Genomic DNA, 5,315 nt, shown 5'->3' with positions numbered 1-5,315 from the left:
GGGGGATAGTATTCAAGGCTCCCAAAGCCGCTCAAACACCCAAAAAACACCGAGAAAGATACAAGAAACTTTGAGCGGTGTATTGCGCAATAGTCTCAAATTAGTGGGAAGATTGCTAAAGATTGATGGACTAATTTGCTTAAATCTGTCCTACAATCCCAAAAGATTGATGGAACTATTAGGGGAAAGGGTATCAGGGTGAGGATTGAAGGTAAGTAAATGGAAATGAGAGGGATTTGCGTTATATCTCGGTGGTTTGCACAGAGGGATAAAGTGCAGAAGATGTGGATTTGTGCAGAAGTTCCGTTACCAAATCGTTAGTTCATTCTCCGAATGGTAACGAGGAGGCAGGAGAAGGTAACCGACAGAAGAGTGTTCGGTAACTCACCTTTCTGTCGTTGCGGTGCTTATTCTTTGTACCACAATGTTTTGCGTAGCTGAAGACGCTTCGGTAACGGGTAACTTTGCCCATAAAACCAGAAGCGTATGCAAAGAGAAAAATTCAAGGTGTTGCTCTACCTCAAAAAGAGCGGATTGGACAAGTCGCGGCAAGCTCCGATAATGGGGCGTATAACCTACGGGCGAACCATCGCCCAATTCAGTTGTAAACTCTCGTGCGACCCCAAGTTGTGGAATGCTCGTGAGAGCAGACTAAACGGCAAGAGCCGTGAAGCGGTGGTAACGAATGGCAAGTTGGAACGCTTGCTTCTCTCGGTACAGTCGGCTTATCGACTCCTTTGCGAGCGAGGAGCGGTCTTTACGGCAACAGACATCAAGGAGCAGTTTCAAGGCAGTATGCAGAGCCAGACAACCTTCTTGGAGCGATACGATCGAATGGTCGAAGAGTTGGAGCAAAAGGTGGGCATCGAAATAAAGGCTACGACTATGAGAGGTTACTATACTATCCGTAAGCATCTGCAAGTCTTTATTGGTGAGAAGTACCACACGGCAGACATTCCTTTCGGACAGATAGAAGAAGATTTCTTGGAAAGTCTTCAACGCTACTCTATTGGAGTATTGGGACATTCGCAAGCCTATTATCGTAAGATGACATTGATGGTAAAGAAAGTCTGCCGTTTGGCGTATCGTGAAGGCTTGACAGAGCGACAACTATTTGCGCACGTGGAGATAGAACGAGGAGAGAACAAACAACCTCGTGCTTTGGATAGGACTTCGTTGGATAAGTTGCTGGGATTGACCTTTGAGCCGTATGAGGTGGAGTTGGAGACCGCTCGCAATCTCTTTCTCTTCTCCTGTTATACGGGTGTTGCCTATTGCGATATGGTTGCCCTTAATCGGGAACACCTCTTTACGGATGATGAGGGAGCTTTGTGGTTGAAGTTCCGCAGACAGAAGACCAATACCCTTTGCCGTGTGAAGCTCCTATCCGAAGCGGTGCGTTTGATCGAGCGGTATCAATCGGGTGAACGCAACACTCTTTTTGCTTCCATAGCCTATTCGGCTTACCTCGTCCAACTCAAAGCTCTGCAACTTCGGGCAAGTATCTCCATTCCCCTTTCGGCACACGTTGGTCGCCACACTTTTGCTACCTTGATTACCTTAGAGCGTGGTGTTCCCATTGAAACGGTCAGCCGAATGTTGGGACATAGCAATATCCAAACGACCGAGCGATACGCCCACGTTACCCCGAAGAAACTCTTCGATGAGTTCGAGCGGTTTCTCTCTTTCACTGAAAATCTAACCTTAACCCTATAAGAGCTATGCGCAGTACATTCAAAACCCTATTCTATATCAATAAGAACAAGACTAAAGCGGATGGCACAACGGCAATCCTTTGCCGTATCACCATTGACGGAGCGAACGTAGTGATAACCACAGGCGAAAGTGTCCTTCCTCACGATTGGAGTGTGAAGCGAGGAGAGACAACGGACAAGAAGACCAACCAACGCCTGCAAACCTTTCGGGAGGAAATCGAGCAAGGGTACAATACCTTGCTCTACAAATATGGAGCAGTGAGTGCCGAGCTTCTGAAGAACCACCTGCAAGGTATCGGGAGAACTCCGACAACACTTCTTGCTCTTAGTACGGAGGAACTCAAAGTCCAAAGAGAAGGCAAGAGTGTGGGAACGTACAGCAACAATCGAAGTTCCGATAAACAGCTCGATGCTTTTGTGCGAAGTCGTGGCGAGGATGATATTCCCCTAACGACTCTTACAATAGACTTTTTTGATGATTATCGTTTCCATTTGAAGAAAGAGGGCTATGCCCCTGCAACGATAAACAGGCTTCTCTGCTGGTTAAGTCGGTTGATGTATCGAGCCGTCAGTCAGGGAGCTATTCGATTTAATCCCTTTGAGGAGGCGAAGTATGAAGCCGTGGAACGCAAACCTCGTTTCCTAAGCAAAGGCGATGTGGAGAAACTCTTGGCATTTCCATTACAAGATGAGGGAGCGGAACTAAGCCGAAGAATGTTTCTTTTCTCTGTCTTTACGGGGTTGGCATTCGCCGACTTGCAGAGCCTCCGAGCTTCGCAAATCGAAACGAACAGCGAGGGGAAGCGATATATCCGCAAGGCAAGACAAAAAACGGAGGTGGAGAGCCTAATATCTCTGCATCCGATAGCGGAGCAGATACTTTCTCTTTACATCAAAGAGAGCAAGGGGGATTACAAGGTATTTCCCGATACGATGAGCAAAGGCAAACTACTTACCCATCTCAAAGCCGTAGGTTTGGCGTGTGGCATTCGTACTCCGCTGACCTACCATGTCGGCCGCCACAGCTTCGGTACGCTGACTTTGGAGGCAGGTATTCCGATAGAAAGCATCGCCAAGATGATGGGACATTCGTCCATTGCCAGCACGCAAATCTACGCCCAAATCACCGACCAAAAGATTGCACGGGATATGGACAGGTTGATACGATAATAGAAAGGATAAGGCTAAACAAAAAGAACTTACTCCATTTTTGTGAAATAAGTTCTTTTTAGATTTATTGTATGTGAATTTGATTTATCCAAACTTGAATTCTATCTTGGCTTGTATTGAATCTCTGCAACATAAAATCCGTGTCATATTCAATCCGCTTATTAAAACACAATTTCCCGTTTAGATATATCCGTACTTTCTTTTCTGTATCTATCATTTCTGGAGATATGTTCACCGAGAAAGATTTTATACAAGAGGTTTCTATTCTGAAGACATTATCATTATACTTTGCTATTATCTTGCCTGATTTACGAGGGAAATCAAAAGCCATTTTATTCACATCTCTAACAACAAGACTATCTTTTTCGTTATATCCTAACCAATGATTGATTTTGAAGTTCTTTACTTTATGCCAGTCTTTTTTCACTGCTAACGTATCGAGCTTAATGTTTGAAAGCCAATCAATCTCTCCGTAACATTCATCGTCAAACTCCCAAGATATTTCTTTGGAAAAAGGACTTCTTTCTCGCGCAAGAAGGTCCGCAAATATAATTTCATAGGCAGGCTCTGATTCATCGAATTGAGGAAATTGGTGTGGAAACCCATTGTAGCGATATTCTTTGTAATCGGCATTGATACTATTCATCAGTTGGGTGAAATCGTCATTTGCATTAGGTGGATAGTAGTAATCCTCATCTGTTGAGATATTGATAAATGAACGATTTTTAATATTCTCTACAAAAGTTCCTCCTGTAAAGACTTTAGGATAAGTATTGAAGCCGTAGAACCCTGCAAATAAAGTTGGCTGCTTCATTAAATACGAGAAAGAACCTGTTGCCCCATTAGAATGTCCTGAAATAAACACTTTATCATCATCTACATTGAGTGCCTTTTTGACCAGTGTAACTATCTTAGGAATCATAAAGAAGCCGTTATCGGGAGTCATCCAATTGAAGTTTCTACTACCTTTTGGAAAGACCAATATTACATCGTTCCTTTCAGCGTACTTCGTGTAATATCTATTCCAATCATACAGCACCCAAGAAGCAAGTTGATAATCAGACAACCGATTATATCTAACTGCTCCATGTAAAAAGAATAGCAGAGGATAGCTCTTGTTAGGGCTGTATTTTGGGGGAAGATGTACAAAAAATGAAGTTTTGACCGAATCATTTATTGCAAATGAAATAGAGTAATTCTGGCTTTTCTTGGGTAAATATCCGTCTTTCTTTCTGATTTTTTTATATAGAGTTTTCCCATCTTTCCCTTTGTGTGGCGGAACATTATTGGAAGCATAAAATTCCTTTTCATTTACGCTTAGTTCTTTATAAAATGTTTGTTTGGCTTGCAGGGCTTTTTGTCTCAAATCATTCCACCTTACATCTGAGAGCAAATTCTTATACTCATTTTCAGACTCATCTCCAAGGATATAACTCCAGTTCGGTTCCCAAGGAAGAGTAGGCTTTAGCTCAAATAAAAGAGTTAGATACTTGAAAGCCTTGTCATACTCTTTTAGGTCGGATGAAAGAACTGAAGCCTTGTACAATCCAACTTCATCTATACTGTCAGGGAAAAGAAAAAAGGCATGCTCGTACATATCAAGAGATTTTTTGTAGCCTACGGCATCTTTCGCCTGCCACATAGCTTCCAAAGCCTCTTCTGTTAGTTTGGAATAATTCTCTTGCCCATGTAAAGGAATACATACAAACACATAAAAAAGGATGATATACTTTAGTTTTCGTTGTTTCATATTGAGTCTTCTTCCTCCTTTATTCTCTCTTCTAAAGTCAGAGGATTTCTCTCATAGGCGAGATTTCTTAAACTAATGGTGCAAATATACTTAATTTATCACGAAAGGGTACAGAATAATCTAAAAAAGATATGTGAGCGATGGCAAGATTGCTCGGTATCTTTTGGACGACCATTAGGCAGGTTCTTTTTGTGTGATTGCCAAACGGCAGGAAAACACTTCTTGCAAATGCTTTATCTCCGATAATTCTTTTGCAGTAATCGGTTGATGTCGGAGAGCTTGTAGAGTATCTTCCCTGCGATTTGGGTGTAGGGGACAATGCCCTTGTCCCGATAATCCTGCAAGGTGCGAGGGCTGACGAAAAGCCGTTCGCAGACCTCTCGCCCCGTAAGGTAGATTTCTCCCCCGAAGAGCGGACGGTGCGTTTGGGCAATCTCCCGAAGGCGTTTACTCACTGCTCTGATGCCTGAGATGAGTTGCTTTATCTCGGGCGTTTCTTTGTTTACGATTTCGTGTTCCATAGTCATTGTATTTTTCGGTTGGACTTTTCGAGGAGTGCTTCCACATCCTCACGTTTGTAGTGTATGTTGTCAAACAAAAGTGCACTGCTACAAATTTAGTGAAATGTCTCTTTGTTGATTTGATTTGTTTGCTTGATATCGTTGCTTTAGTGAGTCTCT

The 5,315-nt window shown here is 42.9% G+C and carries 4 protein-coding genes; 2 read left to right on the top strand and 2 right to left on the bottom strand.

All coding sequences use genetic code 11. The features are described 5' to 3' along the window. The first annotated feature begins 486 nt into the window (after positions 1-486). Both HQ48_RS08085 and HQ48_RS08080 read left to right on the top strand, forming a co-directional pair. Positions 487-1,716, top strand: a complete 1,230-nt coding sequence (locus tag HQ48_RS08085) for a site-specific integrase (RefSeq protein WP_044233034.1) — start codon at positions 487-489, stop codon at positions 1,714-1,716. A gap of 5 nt (positions 1,717-1,721) precedes the next feature. Further along, entirely contained in the window at positions 1,722-2,885 is a 1,164-nt protein-coding gene (locus HQ48_RS08080; protein WP_044233033.1) for a site-specific integrase, read from the top strand. A 64-nt stretch (positions 2,886-2,949) separates the two neighbouring features. Here HQ48_RS08080 and HQ48_RS08075 read toward each other — a convergent pair whose 3' ends face one another. Then, positions 2,950-4,635, bottom strand: a complete 1,686-nt coding sequence (locus tag HQ48_RS08075) for an alpha/beta hydrolase-fold protein (RefSeq protein ID WP_044233032.1) — start codon at positions 4,633-4,635, stop codon at positions 2,950-2,952. A gap of 233 nt (positions 4,636-4,868) precedes the next feature. After that, positions 4,869-5,156: a helix-turn-helix domain-containing protein gene (locus tag HQ48_RS08070; RefSeq protein WP_044233031.1), complete on the bottom strand. Its 288-nt coding sequence runs from the start codon at positions 5,154-5,156 to the stop codon at positions 4,869-4,871. Positions 5,157-5,315: the final 159 nt, after the last annotated feature.

Origin of the sequence: Porphyromonas sp. COT-290 OH3588, assembly GCF_000769075.1 — a bacterium.
Taxonomy (GTDB): domain Bacteria; phylum Bacteroidota; class Bacteroidia; order Bacteroidales; family Porphyromonadaceae; genus Porphyromonas.
Note: the sequence above shows the minus strand (reverse complement) of the source record. Positions and strands in the feature narration are given on the sequence as shown.

Bases quoted from the DNA above. Each gene is read 5' to 3' on its own strand.
- HQ48_RS08070 (WP_044233031.1), bottom strand. From the start codon at position 5,156: ATGGAACACGAAATCGTAAACAAAGAAACGCCCGAGATAAAGCAACTC.
- HQ48_RS08085 (WP_044233034.1), top strand. From the start codon at position 487: ATGCAAAGAGAAAAATTCAAGGTGTTGCTCTACCTCAAAAAGAGCGGA.
- HQ48_RS08080 (WP_044233033.1), top strand. From the start codon at position 1,722: ATGCGCAGTACATTCAAAACCCTATTCTATATCAATAAGAACAAGACT.
- HQ48_RS08075 (WP_044233032.1), bottom strand. From the start codon at position 4,635: ATGAAACAACGAAAACTAAAGTATATCATCCTTTTTTATGTGTTTGTA.